We start from the raw sequence: 15,393 nt of genomic DNA on the forward strand, positions 1-15,393 counted from the left end.
TCGGCGGCCATAGCAAGAGGGAAACGCCCGGTCACATTCCGAACCCGGAAGCTAAGACTCTTTGCGCCGATGGTACTGCAGGGGGGACCCTGTGGGAGAGTAGGACACCGCCGGACTTAACTTAGTAAAATGGCCACCCAAGTGCGGGTGGCCATTTTGCGTTTTAACACAGTTTTTTCAACATAATAGGGAGTACTTCATGCCGGATTCTGCGGACAATTCGGGCGCCAGGCGCCCCGATCGCGGACCGAACGACCGCCAATCTGGCGAGAATCGTCGGTCCAACGACTCCGGCCGAGGCGACTCCCGCCCCCGCACAGACCGTGCGGGCTCCGGTCGCCCCAGCGGTGACCGTCCGTCGTACGGCGGCGGCTCAGATCGCCCCCGCACCGGCGGAAGCGAGCGTCCGCGTTACGGTGCCGGCTCTGATCGGACGGATCGTCCGCGTTCAGAGGGCAGCGAGCGTCCGCGTTACGGAGCCGGGTCGGATCGAACGGAACGTCCGCGCACCGGAGGCAGCGAGCGTCCACGATATGGTGCGGGTTCTGACCGCACCGAGCGTCCGCGCTCGAGCGCCGGCCGTGACGAGCGTCCTCGCGGAGAGCGTCCTTCCTACGGAGACAAGCCCCGCGGTGACCGACCGGCTTCCGGTGATCGACCGCGTACCGAGCGTCCCTACGGTGATAAGCCTCGCGGGGATCGTCCGTCCTACGGTGACAAGCCGCGCGGTGACCGTCCCGCATCGGGGGATCGGGCTCGTTCCGACCGTCCCTCGTACGGAGATAAGCCTCGTGGAGATCGTCCCTCGTACGGTGATAAGCCTCGTGGGGATCGTCCGTCCTACGGTGAAAAGCCACGCGGTGACCGTCCGTCCTATGGCGATAAGCCTCGTGGGGATCGTCCGTCCTACGGTGACAAGCCGCGCGGTGACCGTCCGTCCTATGGCGATAAGCCTCGTGGGGATCGTCCGTCGTACGGTGACAAGCCACGCGGTGCCCGGCCCGATCGTCCGCGCGAGGATCGCCCCCGTGGCGGTCGCGACCGCGACGAGAAGCTCTGGACCCGTGGCGGAGCCCCTGCCCGCGGCGACAGGGAGGCAAGCCAGGTCGAAGACGAGATGACCGATGAGCAGCGCATGCAGCGCGAGCACCGCATGGTGCGCTCGGAACACTACGACCCCGACCTGCCCGACTCAGTGACTGCAAACGACCTCGATCGGATTGCCCGCAACGAGCTCAAGACACTGACCGCAGACAACGCTGAGCGCGTTGCCCGTCACCTGGCGATGGCTGCGATGCTCATCGAGGAAGACCCGGAACTCGCGCACCAGCACGCTCTTTCCGCTGCACGTCGTGCCGGACGCATCGGCGTCGTCCGCGAGACCCTCGCGATCACGGCGTACGAGACGGGCGACTACGCCCTGGCGCTTCGCGAGCTCCGTACACACCGCCGGATCACAGGGTCGAACGACCAGGTCCCGCTGATGGTCGACAGCGAACGCGGCGTCGGCCGTCCCGAGCGTGCGCTCGAACTCGGCCGGAGCGTCGACAGGGCGAGCCTTGCCTCACCGGTTCGTGTGGCTCTCGCCATCGCGATGTCCGGCGCCCGGCTTGACCTCGGCCAGCCGGAACTCGCGCTTGCTGAACTGCAGATCCCCGAGCTCAACCCAGACAGGGCATTCGAGTGGAGCCCCGAGCTGTTCGCAGCTGAGGCCGAGGTGCTCGAAGAGCTCGGTCGCGGCGAGGAGGCCGCCCTGTGGCGAAAGCGCGCCGAAGTCGCCGGAGCGGCGATCGCCGAACAGCGGGGAGACAACGAACTCGAGACCATCGAGATCTTTGAGATTCTCGAGGAGACAGACGACGACGACGCCGAAGTGTCCGAGCCCGAGGGTATCCCGATCGCGGTCGACGACTCGACGGACCTGGCCAGCGCTGTTGCCGCTGGGGCGTTCGACGATGTCGCGGATGACGCTGACGCTGACGCTGACGCTGACGAGTTGGATGATGCGTCCACGACCCTGGTCGACGCGGATGCCACCGACGACGAGTCCAGTGCTGACGAGATCGACGTCGACGCAGCGGATTCGGGAGCAACCGACACCGCAACCGACACCAACGACGTCACGGGAGTTGAGCCGGATGAGTCCGCTGCTCAGCCGGAAAAGTAAGGCGTCGACGCCGCTCGACGGCGTCGATGTTGTGCTCGCAGACCTTGACGGTGTTGTGTACGCGGGGCCGAACGCGATTCCGCATGCTGTCGAAAGCCTCAACAAGGTGGCCGAGAGCATCCGCGTTGGCTACATCACCAACAATGCATCGCGCACCGACGCCTCGGTTGCCGAACACCTGACACAACTCGGGTTGCACGTCGCACCGAGTGACGTCGTCACGAGTCCACAGGCCGCGGTTCGTCTGCTTGGCGAGCACGTACCGGCCGGTTCGACGGTCCTCGTTGTCGGGGGAGAGGGTCTCGTTTCCGAACTCGAAAAGGGCGGATACACCGTCACGCGGTCGGCGGATGACGCGCCCGCTGCGGTCCTGCAGGGATTCGCGCCGCACGTCAGCTGGACCGACCTCGCGGAGGCCGCCTTCGCGCTTCACCCGCGTGAAGATGGTGTCGAGATCCCGTGGATCGCGACGAACACCGACTGGACGATCCCTCAGGCGCGCGGCATCGCGCCGGGAAACGGCACTCTGGTCTCGGCCGTCCACACGGCGGTTGGCCGGCTGGCCACGGTCGCGGGCAAGCCGGAGACGCCCATCTTCGATGAGGCAAAGATCCGGTTCGGATCGACCAGCCCGCTGTTCATCGGTGATCGCCTGGACACCGACATTCTCGGCGCAAACCGAGCGGGGATTCCATCCGTGCTCGTGCTGACCGGGGTCGACAAGGCGAAGCACGTGCTCGCCGCCGATAAGCACTCGCGGCCGACCTACATCGTCGACGACCTTCGCCAGCTGCACGAGGGATACCCGGTTACGCGGATGTCGCGCGACAACTCCGAGGCGACCGTCGGCGACGCCGTGGTGCGAATCGTCGGAAACGATGTCGTCGTGGTCCGTGAGGGCGCGAGTCGCATCGATCTCCTTCGCGCCGCATGTGCCGCCATCTGGGCATCTGGCCGGGCGATCTACGGCTTCAACGTGCCGGAGCACCTCTATTCCTGAGGTCGCGGGTAACGTAGGTCCCGTGAGCGATGACACCCAGTCCAGTGACGATGCACTCGTCCCGCGGCTCAAGCTGATCGAAGATCAACCGCTCGAGGCCCGTGCAGAGGCGTATGCCCAGCTGCACGAGGAGCTGCGCGCGCAGCTCGAGGGCGGCGACAGGATGCCGTCGAGGGCCGCGGGTTGACCGACCCGGATCCAACCGACGGCCCCCAGCGCCTCGATGCAGCCCTGGTTGCCCGGGGTTTCGCGCGGTCGCGCACCCTTGCCGCTCGGCTCATCGCCGACGGCCTCGTCACCGTCGATGGCCGCGCTGTGGTCAAGCCCGCAGCCAAGGTACGCGCGAGTTCTGAACTCAGCGTCGCCGGGGCCGACCATTACGTCAGCCGAGGAGCGCACAAGCTCCTCGGAGCGCTCGACGCCTTCGGAGTCGACCCCACCGGGCGGCTCGCGCTCGATGCCGGCGCCTCAACGGGCGGATTCACCCAGGTGCTGCTCGAACGCGGAGCACGCCACGTGATCGCGCTCGATGTCGGACACGGGCAGCTCGCACCGGAGATCGCCCGCGACGAGCGGGTGAGTGTGATCGAGGGGTTCAACGTCCGCGAGCTCACGCCGGAAAACCTCGCATGGGCATCCGGCCAGTCAGAGCGCCCCGACCTCGTCGTCGGCGACCTGTCCTTCATTTCACTCACCCATGTCCTTGGGCCTCTCCAGAGATCGGTGGCGCCTGCCAGCGACTTCATCCTCTTGATCAAGCCGCAATTCGAAGTGGGGCGCGGCGGCATCCGCGAGGGCATCGTCCGTAACGACGGGCTCAGACAGGACGCCATAGCGACAGTGCTCTGGCACGCCTGGGATCTGGGACTCGGAACAGCCGGCCTCATCGAGTCGCCCATCGTCGGCGGTCACGGCAACCGCGAATACCTGGCCTGGTTCCGCCCGGTCGGAACCGATGTCAAGGGCCCAAGCGATACCGCACGCAATCCGACAGAATGGTTGACGACGATAACCGAGATAGCTGGAGCGTGACCCGGATGAATTCTGAACACAGATTCATCCTTGTGGTCTCCCACACGGGCAGAAAAGACTCGGTCGACGCCGCGACCCAGGTCATTCGGCAACTGCAGGAGTCTGGAGCGCACCCCGTGCTCGCGCGCGTCGAACGCGACGAGCTCCGGGCAGCGGGTGCGGTGTTCGAGAACGTCGCGATCCTCGGTGAGGACGTCTCGGGAGAAGAACTCGAGCTCGTGATCGTGCTCGGCGGCGACGGCACCATCCTGCGCGCGGCCGAACTGGTTCGCGGGTTCGCGGCACCGCTGCTCGGTGTCAACCTCGGACACGTCGGATTCCTCGCCGAGAGCGAGAGAGACGACCTCGCGGATGCTGTCCACCGCGTTATCGCGGGCGATTACCTCGTCGAAGAGCGACTGGCGCTGAGCGTCCGGGTCAAGGTGGGCGACGACGTCGTCTGGGAGAGCTGGGCGCTCAACGAAGCGACGGTCGAGAAGGGCAGCAGAGAGCGGATGCTCGAGGTCGTCATCGAAGTCGACGGCCGGCCGCTCTCCTCCTTCGGTTGTGATGGCGTCGTGGTGTCGACGCCCACAGGGTCGACAGCGTATGGTTTCTCCGCCGGTGGTCCCGTCGTCTGGCCGACAGTGGAAGCGATGATGCTCGTTCCGTTGAGTGCTCACGCCCTCTTTGCGCGCCCTCTCGTCGTCGGACCAGATTCGTCGCTCGCCGTCGAGGTGCTCCAGCGCACGAGCGCGACGGGCGTCCTGTGGTGCGACGGACGCCGAACTCACGATCTTGAACCGGGCGCCCGCGTTATCGTTCGTCGCTCACCGGTCCCGGTGCGTCTCGCGCGCCTGCACCAGAGCCCGTTCACCGACCGGCTGGTGAAGAAATTCCACCTGCCCGTCACGGGCTGGAGGGGACCAGACGGCAATGATTGAGGAAATCGGCATCCGCGACCTCGGGGTCATCGCTGAGGCGTCGCTCCCGCTCGGCCGCGGCTTCACGGCCATCACCGGTGAAACCGGCGCAGGCAAGACCATGGTCGTCACCGCTCTCGGCCTTCTTCTGGGCGGGCGTGCAGATTCCGGCGTCATCCGTCAGGGCAGCGGCCAGGCCAGTGTCGATGGACGGTGGGTGATTCCGGCCGACGGTGCCGTCGCCGATCGAGTGGCCGAGGCGGGCGGCGGCGTCGACCCGTTCGGCGAGTCGCAGGCCGAGCTCACGCTTGGGCGCTCGATCTCGGCCGAGGGCCGCAGCCGCGCGCAGGTCGGCGGGCGTAGTGCGCCGGTCGGCGTGCTCGCCGAGCTCGGCGAGCAACTCGTCGTCGTGCACGGTCAGTCGGACCAGGTGAGGCTGCGATCGCAGTCGGCGCAGCGCGATGCCCTCGATCGATTTGCCGGCGCCGAGCTGACCACCACCCTGAACGACTACCGGACCGTCTACTCGCGATACCTCGAGAACGTGACCGAACGCGACAGGCTGGTCCGTGAGCGCGACGCGCGGAGCGCCGAAGCCGCTGAGCTTCGCGAGATCATCGCGGAGATCGAAGCGGTCGCACCGCAGCCCGGCGAAGACGACGAGCTTGCCGTTCGCGCCGAGAAGCTCACCAACCTCGAGGATCTCCGTATCGCTGCGGCGAGTGCACGCGAAGCCATCTCCGCCGAAGAATCCGATGGCCCCGATGTTGTCGTGCTGCTCGACTCGGCCCGCAGGCAACTCGAACGGGTGGCGTCGTACGACGCTGAGCTCGGCACGCTGGCAGAGCAGGTCGCGAGTGCGAGCTACCAGCTGTCGGAGGTGGCACTCGAGCTGTCGCGTTACCTCGCCGGCCTCGACGCCGACGGTGCCAGGGAACTGGAGATCGTGCAGGACCGACGGAACGAACTGAGCATCCTCATGCGCAAGTACGGTCCCGGCTTCGACGACGTGCTCGCGGTTCTCGAGAATGGCAACGCCAGGCTGCTCGAACTCGACAGCGACACCGACAGGATCGAAGAGCTTGACGCCGTCGTCGAAGCGGATGCCGCACTCGTCGACACCCTGGCGACGCGCCTGAGCGAGGTGCGCGGTGATGCCGCCGAACGACTGGCATCCGCGGTCTCGGACGAACTCTCGGCTCTCGCCATGCCCGACGCGACGCTCGTTATCGAGGTCACCACGAACGACGAACTGACGTTCTCCGGCCGTGACAACGTGCAGTTCCTGCTGAGGCCCCACGCCGGCGCCGAGCCGCGCGCCCTGGCGAAGGGGGCGTCAGGTGGAGAGCTGTCGCGCGTCATGCTCGCGATCGAGGTCGTCATCGCCGGGACCGATCCGGTGCCGACGTTCGTCTTCGACGAGGTCGACGCGGGCGTCGGGGGAGCGGCGGCGATCGAGATCGGCCGGCGACTCGCCCGGCTGGCCGAGACCGCGCAGGTCATCGCGGTGACCCACCTCGCCCAGGTTGCCGCCTTTGCCAACAACCACCTCGCGGTCGTGAAGGATTCCGACGGTACGGTCACGGCATCCAGTGTTCGACAGCTCACGGGAGAGGAACGGACCGCGGAGATGGCACGACTGCTCTCCGGACTCGCCGACAGTGAATCCGGACTCGCCCACGCTGAGGAGCTCCTGACGCTCGCTCGGTCAGCAACTCACATGGTAGGATAGAAGCCCGTGGTGAACATTACAGACGCGGACCTTTCGAACGACACGACCAAACACATTTTTGTGACCGGTGGTGTCGTTTCTTCGTTGGGCAAGGGACTCACGGCGGCAAGCCTGGGCAACCTGCTCACAGCTCGGGGACTGCGTGTCGTCATGCAGAAACTCGACCCATACCTGAACGTCGATCCTGGAACGATGAACCCGTTCCAGCACGGCGAAGTCTTCGTCACTGACGACGGCACAGAGACCGACCTCGACATCGGTCACTACGAGCGCTTCCTCGACATCAACCTGAGCCAGGCGGCGAACGTCACCACCGGCCAGATCTACTCGACGGTCATCGCGCGCGAGCGCCGCGGTGAGTACCTCGGTGACACCGTGCAGGTCATCCCGCACATCACCGACGAGATCAAGCGCCGGATGCGTCTGCAGGCGTCCAACGATCCCAAGCCTGACGTGATCATCACGGAGGTCGGCGGAACCGTCGGCGACATCGAGTCGCAGCCGTTTATCGAGGCCGCGCGCCAGGTGCGTCACGAGCTCGGTCGCAAGAATGTCTTCTTCGTGCACGTCTCGCTCGTGCCGTACATGAACGCCTCCGGTGAGCAGAAGACCAAGCCGACGCAGCACTCAGTCGCGGCGCTCCGGTCGATCGGTATCCAGCCCGACGCGCTCGTTCTCCGCAGCGACCGCCCCGTCTCCGAGTCGAACAAGCGAAAGATCGCGCTGATGTGCGACGTCGATGAGGCAGCCGTCGTCAACTGTGTCGACGTGCCCAGCATCTACGACATCCCGAAGGTTCTCAACGACCAGGGGCTCGACGCCTACATCATCGACCTCCTCGGACTCGAGGCGGGCGAGGTGGACTGGTCAGCGTGGTCACCGGTGCTCAAGGCCGTCCACGAACCCAAGCACGAGGTCACCATCGGGCTCGTCGGCAAGTACATCGACCTGCCGGACGCCTACCTCTCGGTCACCGAAGCGCTTCGGGCCGGCGGGTTCGCCCACGAGTCCAAGGTCAAGCTGCAGTGGATCCCGTCTGACGAATGCGAAACCCCCGAGGGTGCTGCCAAGGCGCTCAGTGACCTCGACGGAATCTGCATTCCCGGAGGATTCGGCATCCGTGGCATCGAAGGAAAGCTCGGGGCACTCAAGTTCGCCCGCGACAACAAGATCCCGACGCTCGGACTGTGCCTCGGCCTCCAGTGCATGGTGATCGAGTATGCGCGCAATGAAGCCGGTCTCGCCGGTGCGAGCTCGAGCGAGTTCGACCCCGACACCGAGTTCCCGGTCATCGCGACGATGGCTGAGCAGGTCGAGATCATCGCCGGGGGAGACCTCGGTGGAACCATGCGCCTCGGTTCGTACCCGGCAACACTCGACGAGGGTTCGATCACCGCCGAGCTGTACGGCTCGACCGAGATCTCCGAGCGTCACCGTCACCGTTACGAGGTCAACAACCGTTACCGCCAGCAGATCGCGGATGCCGGCCTCGTGTTCTCGGGGACGAGCCCCGACGGCCAGCTGGTCGAGTTCGTCGAACTCGATCGCGAGGAGCACCCGTTCTACGTTGGCACCCAGGCTCACCCCGAGCTTCGGTCACGTCCGACCCACGCCCACCCGCTGTTCCGTGGCCTGATCGGCGCCGCTCTCGAGCGTCAGCAGGCCAGCCTGCTGTTCGAGGTCGCCGGTGCCTGAGTCCGGCCAGGGCGCGGAGTCCGCGTCCAGCCCCGGGCTCGGAATCGGGGCTGCCTCGAGCGCTGAGGTGGGCCCGCTCGAAGACGAGCCCACCGAGGTCGAGGTTCGCTCGAGCGAGCTCGTTTTCGACGGCATGGTGTGGGGCGTTCGCCGCGACGTCTTCGACTACAACGGTCAGGACATCACCAGGGAGTACCTGGATCACACCGGCGCTGTTGCCGTCTTCGCCATGGACGAGAACGATCGGGTGCTGCTGATCAAGCAGTACCGGCATCCGGTCCGCCTGCGTGAGTGGGAGATCCCTGCCGGTCTTCTCGATGTCGAGGGGGAGGACCCACTCGTCGCCGCGAAGCGCGAGCTCGCCGAGGAAGTCGACATCGAGGCGCGTGACTGGAGTGTGCTCGCCGAGTTCGCGACCTCACCGGGTGGCAGCGACGAAGTGATCCGGGTGTACCTTGCCCGGGGTCTCACGGCGACGCCTGAGGCGTTTGAGCGCACCGACGAAGAGGCAGACATCGAACTGCGCTGGGCCCCGCTCGACGAACTCGTCACAGCGGTGCTCGAGCGGCGCATTCAGAACCCGTCGCTCTCGATCGCCGTGCTCGCCGCCGCTGCGGCTGAGCAACGCGACTGGGAGACGCTCGGCGACGCTGATGAGCCGTGGACACGGCATCCGAAGCTCGGATCTTCGTCGGCGAGCTGACGTGTCACTCACGCGTGACCTCGACCAGTACCTGCGTCACGTTTCGATTGAGCGAGGGCTGTCGGCGAACACCGTAGCCGCGTACCGCCGCGACCTGACGATGTACGTCGAGTGGCTGGCGTCGCGAACCGTTCCCGGAATCGCCGACGTGAAGCGCGAACACGTCACGGAGTTCCTCCGCGACCTTGCCACGCGCGAGGACTCGCCGTTGACCGCGTCGTCGCTGGCACGCGTGCTGTCGTCGGTGAGGGGCCTGCACCGGTTCCTCCTCGACGAGGGCGCCGTGGAGGTCGACGTCGCCCGGGAGGTCAAGCCGCCGAAGCTCCCGAGCCGGTTGCCGAAGGCGCTCACGGTCGACCAGGTCACCGCGCTGCTTGACGCGGCATCCGGCGACGACCCGCAGTCGCTCAGGGACCGCGCCCTGCTCGAGTTCCTCTATGCGACGGGCGCGCGCGTGTCAGAGGTGGTCTCGCTCAACGTCGACGACGTGTTCGACGAGGACATCGTGCGGTTGACGGGCAAGGGCAACAAGGAGCGGATCGTTCCGGTCGGGTCATATGCCAGGGCAGCGCTCGACACGTACCTCGTGCGGGCACGACCTGTCTTTTCGGTGCGCGGTGTCGCGACACCCGCGCTGTTCCTGGGGTTGCGCGGGCAGCGGGTGTCCCGGCAGAACGCGTGGCTGATCATCCGGGCCGCCGCCGAACGGGCGGGGCTCGCGGCGCACGTGTCGCCGCACACGCTCAGGCACTCGTTCGCGACCCACCTGCTGCAGGGCGGAGCTGACGTGCGGGTCGTGCAGGAGCTGCTCGGGCACTCGTCGGTGGCGACGACCCAGATCTACACGCTCGTGACGGCGGACACGCTCCGCGACATGTACACGACGGCGCATCCGCGAGCCCGCTGAGCGGTCGCTGGCCCGGCGAGAGCATCACTTCCGGTCGAGAGCATCAGGCGCAACTGGTGGGCTCGACCGCAAGTGATGTTCTCGGGCCGCGTCCGTGCGCCGGGTGCGTGCGGCGCTGGCCCGCGGCAGGGCGAGAACCGCGGCTCTCTGCGTGGGCGCACCGCCGATCCAGAGCTGGCGGATACAATCAATACCGCAGCACGACACGAAAACGCGAGGAGCGGGGCAAGCCAGGTGGCCAAAACAAACGAAGAGCTCTTCTCGGTGGAGACACCGATCGCAAAGAAGGGCCCGACGGGTCGGACCCTTTCCGAGTTCGCCGTACCAGCACCGCTCAAGAGTCACGGCCCCGCCCGCATCATCTCGCTCTGCAACCAGAAGGGCGGCGTCGGCAAAACGACGACGACCATCAGCCTGGGTGCCGCCCTCGCCGACTACGGTCGCCGCGTGCTCTGCATCGACTTCGACCCGCAGGGTGCGCTGTCCGCCGGCCTCGGCGTCAACACGCACGACGCCGTCACGATCTACGACCTCCTGCTGAGCAACAAGCACGATCCGCTGGATGCCATCCAGCAGACGTCGGTCGACGGCCTTGACCTCATCCCCGCGAACATCGACCTGTCCGCGGCGGAAGTCCACCTCGTCAACGAGGTGGCTCGCGAGCAGATCCTCGCTCGGGTGCTGCGCAAGCTGACGCCGCACTACGACGTCATCCTCATCGACTGCCAGCCCTCGCTCGGTCTGCTCACCGTCAACGCCCTCACGGCGAGCCACGGCGTGCTGATCCCGCTCGAGTGCGAGTTCTTCGCGCTCCGTGGGGTGGCGCTGCTCATCGAAACGATCGAGAAGGTCAAGGACCGGCTGAACCCCGCCATCGAGCTTGACGGCATCCTCGCCACGATGTTCGACTCGCGGACCCTGCACTCACGTGAGGTGCTCGAGCGCGTCGTCGACGCGTTCGGTGACGACGTGCTCGAAACCGTCATCGGTCGCACGGTCAAGTTCCCCGACGCCAGCGTTGCAGGCAGCCCCATCACCGAGTTCGCTCCTGAGCATGCGTCGGCCAAGGCCTACCGCCAGCTCGCCAGGGAGCTGGTTGCGCGTGGCGCTGTCGCCTGACACCGCTCGAGCGGCAACCGGTGTGCCCGAAAGGGTGGATGGGCCCGTCGGCTTCCAGGTCGCCCTCGGCAACTTCGAGGGACCGTTCGACCTCCTGCTGTCGCTGATTACGAAGCACGAGCTCGACATCACCGAGATCTCGCTGTCTCGCGTGACCGACGAGTTCATCAGCTACCTGCGCGGCCTCGACTCCGCCGAGGAGATGGACCAGGCCAGCGAGTTCCTCGTGGTCGCAGCGACCCTGCTCGACCTCAAGATCGCCGGCCTTCTCCCGCAGGGCGAACTGGTCGACGCCGAAGACGTCGCGCTGCTCGAGGCCCGCGACCTCCTCTTCGCCAGGCTTCTGCAGTACCGCGCCTTCAAGGAAGCATCCGCCTGGTTCTCGGGAAAATTCGAGAAGGAGACGCTTCGCCACGCCCGCTCGGTGCGGCTCGAGGAGAAGTTCCGGCAGCGCAAACCCGAGCTGGTGTGGACCGTCACCCTCGACGACTTTGCGGCGCTGGCAACCCTCGCGCTCACCCCGCGGGAGATTCCCGTCGTCGGCCTCGACCACCTGCACGCGCCGCTCGTGAGCATCAGGGAGCAGGCGGCCCACGTCGTCGCGATGCTCAAGCACGGCGAACCGATGACGTTCCGGCAGATCATCGCCGGTGCGGATGCGAAGGGCGTCATCATCGCCCGGTTCCTCGCCGTCCTCGAGCTGTATCGGCGTGCTGCGCTGAGCTTCGAGCAGCTGGAGCCGCTCGGCGAGCTGACGCTCAAGTGGACCGCCGAGAACTTCACCGAGGAGACCCTGGCCAACCTGGGAGCAGACTATGACAATTGAGACAGGCGCCATGGACGCGGGCATTCGTGAAGCCGACGCTCCCGCTGACGACAGCCAGGCACCGGATGCCGCTGACGTCACCGCTGCGGCTCCGCCCATCGCCGACGTTGAACGGGCGCTCGAAGCCATCCTGATGATCGCGGACGAGCCGCAGAGCCTCGTGAGCCTCGCGACGGCTCTCCGCAGGCCGGTGAAGGTCGTGCACGCCGCGATCGAGCGACTCGTCGCTGACTACGATGGCGTCGACGGTTCAGTGCGGCGGGGTTTTGAACTGCGCGAGGTCGGCGGCGGCTGGCGCATCTACGTGCGCAGCGAGTTCGATACCGCTGTCACCGATTTCGTCGCGAGCGAAAACCCAAGCAAACTATCTCAGGCGGCTCTCGAGACGCTCGCGGTGATCGCGTACAAGCAACCGATCACCCGCGGCGCGATCGCGTCGATCCGTGCCGTCAACGTTGACTCGGTCGTTCGGACCCTCGCTGGCCGTGGACTCATCACCGAACTGTTCACCGACAGTGAGACCGGCGCCATCAATTACGGCACCACCGACGTTCTGCTGCAACAGCTCGGCATCAACTCGATCGACGAACTGCCCCCCATTTCACCCCTGCTCGCCGATGGCACCGAAGGATTCGACAGTGACTTCCGATAACAACACCCCAAACGAGGACTTCCAGTCCCACGACGCCGAACAGGCCGAGAAGCCACGCTTCGACCCGTTCGAGCCGGAGGGCGTTCGCCTGCAGAAGGTCCTCGCCGCTGCCGGCGTGGCATCCCGCCGCGTCTCCGAGCAGTACATCGTCGAGGGCCGCGTCCGCGTCAACGGCACCGTCGTGCGCGAACTCGGGCGACGGATCGACCCCGAGAACGACCTCGTCGAGGTCAACAATGTCCCGGTCCAGCTCGACACCACGAAGCGCTACATCGTGCTGAACAAGCCGGTCGGCGTCGTCAGCACCATGGCCGACGAGCGCGGTCGCGCTGACCTCACCCAGTACACGACCGGCTATGAGGAGCGACTGTTCAACGTCGGTCGCCTCGACGCCGAGACCAGTGGTTTGCTGATCCTCACCAACGACGGCGACCTGGCGCACATGCTCGCCCACCCGTCCTTCGGCGTGCTCAAGACCTACATCGCCAAGGTGTCCGGCCGGGTTACCGCCCAGGACATCGCAACGCTCATGCGCGGTGTCGAACTCGAGGACGGCGTCATCGCCGCGGACAAGGCGCGACTTCTCGCCGGCCAGAGCACGGGCGACAGCAGCCTCGTCGAGCTCACGCTGCACTCGGGCAAGAACCGCATTGTGCGACGGATGCTCGCTGCGATCGGTCACCCGGTTCTTGAGCTTGTGCGCCGCCAGTTCGGTCCCGTTTCGCTCGGCACCCTTCGCCCCGGTGAAACCCGCGAACTGACTAAAGTTGAACTCGGTGAGCTCCTGACCATCTCGCGAGAGGTGACCAAGCTCGACAAGGCCGAGCGAGACGCCGAGCGTGATGCTGCTCGCGCCGCTGCGGCATCCGAATCGTCCGAATAGAGCACACTGTGAGCATGTCCCCGCCCCGGCTGACCGGCCAGGTCCGCATTGTCGGCGCTGGCCTGCTCGGCGCGAGCATCGGCCTCGCCCTCCGTGCAACGGGCGTCGACGTGATCCTCGCCGACGCGTCGCCGGCGCAGCTGAGGCTCGCCGTCGACTACGGTGCAGGCCGGGCCGAGCGCCCCGATGACGAGCCCCGGCTCATCGTCGTGAGCGTGCCGCCGGATGTCACGGCGGACGTGATCGAGGCTGAGCTCGCTCGGTTCCCAACCGCAGTGGTGACGGATGTGGCGAGCGTCAAGCTCGAGCCGTACCTCGCGCTGGTGAACCGCGGCGTGGACCTCACGCGGTACATCGGGTCGCACCCGCTCGCCGGACGTGAGCGCGGGGGAGCGATCTCCGCCCGCGCCGACCTCTTCCTTGGCAGGCCGTGGGTGATCTGCCGCGATGAGGAGACCCCGCCGGAGGCGCTCGCGCTCGTTGAAGACCTCGCGCTCGATCTCGGTGCGAGCCCGATCGAGATGACGCCGGAGGAGCACGACAGTTCGGTCGGCCTCGTGTCGCACGTGCCGCAGCTCGTCGCGAGCGTGCTGGCCAAGCAACTCGTGCACGCGCCGGACTCCGCCGTTCGCCTCACCGGGCAGGGCCTCCGCGACACCGTGCGCATCGCGTCGAGTGCTCCCGAACTCTGGGTACAGATCCTCGCCTCGAACGCCGCGCCGGTCGTCGAGGTGCTCGACGCGTTCGCCGCCGATCTTGCCCGGGTTACCGACGCGCTTCGTGACCCCGATGCGGCGGGCGCGCGGCGAACCGTCGCGGACGCCATTGCCCAGGGCAACTCAGGCGTTGCGCGGCTCCCCGGAAAGCACGGCCAGGACCGGCGCTTCGAAACCATCGTCGTCATGGTCGACGACACCCCAGGCCAGTTGGGAAAGCTCCTCACCGAACTCGGTGACATCGGAGTGAACATGGAAGACCTGCGACTCGAGCACTCACCAGGTGCTCAGATCGGCCTCGCCGAGATCGCGGTTCTTCCCGAGGTTCAGCAGCGCGCCATCGATGACCTCGAGGCGCGCGGCTGGCGGATTGCGAGCACGTAAGAGTGACGAAAACAGTAGTAGCCGTCGATGGCCCAGCCGGAAGCGGAAAGTCGAGTGTGTCGAAGGCAGCCGCAAAGCGCCTCGGCTTCGCCTTCCTCGATACCGGTGCGGCGTACCGTGCCCTGGCCTGGCACGTTCTCGATTCGAACGCGGACCCGGAGCAGGGAGCCGCGGTGATCGCCTCGCTCGCGAGCTTCGACTACTCGATCGGCACCGACCCTGACGGCTACGTCGTGCGCGTCGGCGAGACCGACGTGACCGAGAGCATCCGTGAACCGCGCGTGTCGGCGGCTGTCAGCGCCATCGCGCGCGTTCCTGAGGTGAGGTCGCACCTCACGGACCTGTTCCGCAGCATCATTCGCGACACCGATAAGCCCGGAATTATTGTCGAGGGGCGGGACATTACGACGGTCGTTGCCCCGGATGCCACAGCGCGCATTCTGCTCACAGCCAGTGAAGAGGCTAGAATGTCAAGACGCACTGCAGAACTTGCGACTGAGTCGGCTTCCGACGTTGCAATTGCGTTGCAGAAGCGTGATCGCGCGGATTCGCGCGTCGTCGACTTCATGACAGCAGCGGATGGCGTTGTCACCGTCGATTCCACCAACCTGAACTTTGACGAAACCGTCGATGCTGTACTCGACGTGATTCGCACCTCGCAAGAAAAGTAGATCG

The 15,393-nt window shown here is 66.3% G+C and carries 16 protein-coding genes and 1 rRNA gene; 16 read left to right on the forward strand and 1 reads right to left on the reverse strand.

Annotated features, from left to right (window positions below; genetic code table 11):
- Positions 1 to 116, forward strand: a 5S ribosomal RNA gene (gene rrf, locus AC1X6S_RS00005).
- 332 nt (positions 117 to 448) lie between these two features.
- On the opposite strand, the gene AC1X6S_RS00010 is transcribed toward rrf, so the two are convergent.
- Entirely contained in the window at positions 449 to 1,150 is a 702-nt protein-coding gene (locus tag AC1X6S_RS00010) for a hypothetical protein (RefSeq protein ID WP_483403800.1), read from the reverse strand.
- Here AC1X6S_RS00010 and AC1X6S_RS00015 point away from each other — a divergent pair.
- From AC1X6S_RS00015 to cmk, 15 genes are all read left to right on the forward strand, one after another.
- Entirely contained in the window at positions 1,136 to 2,167 is a 1,032-nt protein-coding gene (locus AC1X6S_RS00015; protein ID WP_483403801.1) for a hypothetical protein, read from the forward strand. The two genes, AC1X6S_RS00010 and AC1X6S_RS00015, sit on opposite strands and share 15 nt — an antisense overlap.
- Positions 2,139 to 3,167: an HAD-IIA family hydrolase gene (locus tag AC1X6S_RS00020; protein ID WP_483403802.1), complete on the forward strand. Its 1,029-nt coding sequence runs from the start codon at positions 2,139 to 2,141 to the stop codon at positions 3,165 to 3,167. The genes AC1X6S_RS00015 and AC1X6S_RS00020 overlap by 29 nt, the downstream gene beginning before the upstream one ends.
- Before the next feature lie 22 nt (positions 3,168 to 3,189).
- Positions 3,190 to 3,354 carry a hypothetical protein gene (locus AC1X6S_RS00025; RefSeq protein ID WP_162924917.1) on the forward strand — a complete coding sequence of 55 codons (165 nt, stop codon included), beginning with the start codon at positions 3,190 to 3,192 and terminating at the stop codon, positions 3,352 to 3,354.
- Positions 3,351 to 4,199, forward strand: a complete 849-nt coding sequence (locus AC1X6S_RS00030) for a TlyA family RNA methyltransferase (RefSeq protein WP_483403803.1) — start codon at positions 3,351 to 3,353, stop codon at positions 4,197 to 4,199. The genes AC1X6S_RS00025 and AC1X6S_RS00030 overlap by 4 nt, the downstream gene beginning before the upstream one ends.
- A gap of 5 nt (positions 4,200 to 4,204) precedes the next feature.
- Positions 4,205 to 5,122, forward strand: coding sequence for an NAD kinase (locus AC1X6S_RS00035; protein ID WP_483403804.1), 918 nt, complete (start codon positions 4,205 to 4,207; stop codon positions 5,120 to 5,122).
- On the forward strand, positions 5,115 to 6,833 hold the full coding sequence (recN, locus tag AC1X6S_RS00040; protein WP_483403805.1) for a DNA repair protein RecN: 1,719 nt from the start codon (positions 5,115 to 5,117) through the stop codon (positions 6,831 to 6,833). Before AC1X6S_RS00035 ends, recN begins: the two co-directional genes overlap by 8 nt.
- Positions 6,834 to 6,842: 9 nt before the next feature.
- Positions 6,843 to 8,528: a CTP synthase gene (locus tag AC1X6S_RS00045; RefSeq protein ID WP_483404949.1), complete on the forward strand. Its 1,686-nt coding sequence runs from the start codon at positions 6,843 to 6,845 to the stop codon at positions 8,526 to 8,528.
- 133 nt (positions 8,529 to 8,661) lie between these two features.
- On the forward strand, positions 8,662 to 9,231 hold the full coding sequence (locus tag AC1X6S_RS00050) for an NUDIX domain-containing protein (protein ID WP_483404950.1): 570 nt from the start codon (positions 8,662 to 8,664) through the stop codon (positions 9,229 to 9,231).
- A gap of 1 nt (position 9,232) precedes the next feature.
- Positions 9,233 to 10,138, forward strand: coding sequence for a site-specific tyrosine recombinase XerD (gene xerD, locus AC1X6S_RS00055; RefSeq protein ID WP_483403806.1), 906 nt, complete (start codon positions 9,233 to 9,235; stop codon positions 10,136 to 10,138).
- 234 nt (positions 10,139 to 10,372) lie between these two features.
- Positions 10,373 to 11,257 carry a ParA family protein gene (locus AC1X6S_RS00060; RefSeq protein ID WP_483403807.1) on the forward strand — a complete coding sequence of 295 codons (885 nt, stop codon included), beginning with the start codon at positions 10,373 to 10,375 and terminating at the stop codon, positions 11,255 to 11,257.
- A complete protein-coding gene (locus AC1X6S_RS00065; RefSeq protein WP_483403808.1) occupies positions 11,241 to 12,083 on the forward strand; it encodes a segregation and condensation protein A in 843 nt (280 codons plus the stop codon). The genes AC1X6S_RS00060 and AC1X6S_RS00065 overlap by 17 nt, the downstream gene beginning before the upstream one ends.
- Positions 12,073 to 12,735: an SMC-Scp complex subunit ScpB gene (gene scpB / locus AC1X6S_RS00070; RefSeq protein WP_483403809.1), complete on the forward strand. Its 663-nt coding sequence runs from the start codon at positions 12,073 to 12,075 to the stop codon at positions 12,733 to 12,735. The genes AC1X6S_RS00065 and scpB overlap by 11 nt, the downstream gene beginning before the upstream one ends.
- A gap of 88 nt (positions 12,736 to 12,823) precedes the next feature.
- Complete coding sequence (locus AC1X6S_RS00075) at positions 12,824 to 13,618, forward strand: pseudouridine synthase (protein WP_483404951.1); 795 nt, start codon at positions 12,824 to 12,826, stop codon at positions 13,616 to 13,618.
- A gap of 14 nt (positions 13,619 to 13,632) precedes the next feature.
- A complete protein-coding gene (locus tag AC1X6S_RS00080; RefSeq protein ID WP_483403810.1) occupies positions 13,633 to 14,718 on the forward strand; it encodes a prephenate dehydrogenase in 1,086 nt (361 codons plus the stop codon).
- A 2-nt stretch (positions 14,719 to 14,720) separates the two neighbouring features.
- Positions 14,721 to 15,389, forward strand: coding sequence for a (d)CMP kinase (cmk, locus tag AC1X6S_RS00085; protein ID WP_483403811.1), 669 nt, complete (start codon positions 14,721 to 14,723; stop codon positions 15,387 to 15,389).
- The last annotated feature ends 4 nt before the right edge of the window (positions 15,390 to 15,393 follow it).

This window comes from Mycetocola sp. Y442, from assembly GCF_056898615.1.

Bases quoted from the DNA above. Each gene is read 5' to 3' on its own strand.
- scpB (WP_483403809.1), top strand. From the start codon at position 12,073: ATGACAATTGAGACAGGCGCCATGGACGCGGGCATTCGTGAAGCCGAC.
- AC1X6S_RS00015 (WP_483403801.1), top strand. From the start codon at position 1,136: ATGCAGCGCGAGCACCGCATGGTGCGCTCGGAACACTACGACCCCGAC.
- AC1X6S_RS00050 (WP_483404950.1), top strand. From the start codon at position 8,662: ATGGTGTGGGGCGTTCGCCGCGACGTCTTCGACTACAACGGTCAGGAC.
- AC1X6S_RS00080 (WP_483403810.1), top strand. From the start codon at position 13,633: ATGTCCCCGCCCCGGCTGACCGGCCAGGTCCGCATTGTCGGCGCTGGC.
- AC1X6S_RS00020 (WP_483403802.1), top strand. From the start codon at position 2,139: ATGAGTCCGCTGCTCAGCCGGAAAAGTAAGGCGTCGACGCCGCTCGAC.
- AC1X6S_RS00035 (WP_483403804.1), top strand. From the start codon at position 4,205: ATGAATTCTGAACACAGATTCATCCTTGTGGTCTCCCACACGGGCAGA.
- recN (WP_483403805.1), top strand. From the start codon at position 5,115: ATGATTGAGGAAATCGGCATCCGCGACCTCGGGGTCATCGCTGAGGCG.